Origin of the sequence: Vibrio sp. S12_S33 (assembly GCF_963889785.1) — a bacterium.
GTDB lineage: Bacteria > Pseudomonadota > Gammaproteobacteria > Enterobacterales > Vibrionaceae > Vibrio > Vibrio aestuarianus.
Map to the genome: position 1 here is coordinate 1 of NZ_CAWPQZ010000440.1, position 237 is coordinate 237.

Consider the following 237-nt stretch of genomic DNA (forward strand, 5'->3'; position numbering starts at 1 on the left):
CTTCCACACCCGTTGGAAGCGTGACATTGGTTTCAAAACCATCACTGTTCTCGGCCACGCTGACGCTGCCGTCCGCCGCATCGGCAATGGTTAACGTTGGCGCGGTATCGCTCACGCCATCACCGTCAGTATCACCTGGAATGGTGGTGTCTAAATCAAACGTCACTGGCGCGCTTTCAGCGGTGGTGTTACCCGCCGCATCACTGATACTGCTGGTAAGGCTGTAGGCGCCTTCAT

Annotated in this window: 1 protein-coding gene; it reads right to left on the reverse strand. The window is 56.5% G+C overall.

All coding sequences use genetic code 11. The annotated features are described in order from the left end of the window. Positions 1 to 237 (reverse strand): hypothetical protein (locus tag AACW06_RS20670; RefSeq protein WP_192076426.1); only part of this gene is annotated, 237 nt, incomplete at both ends.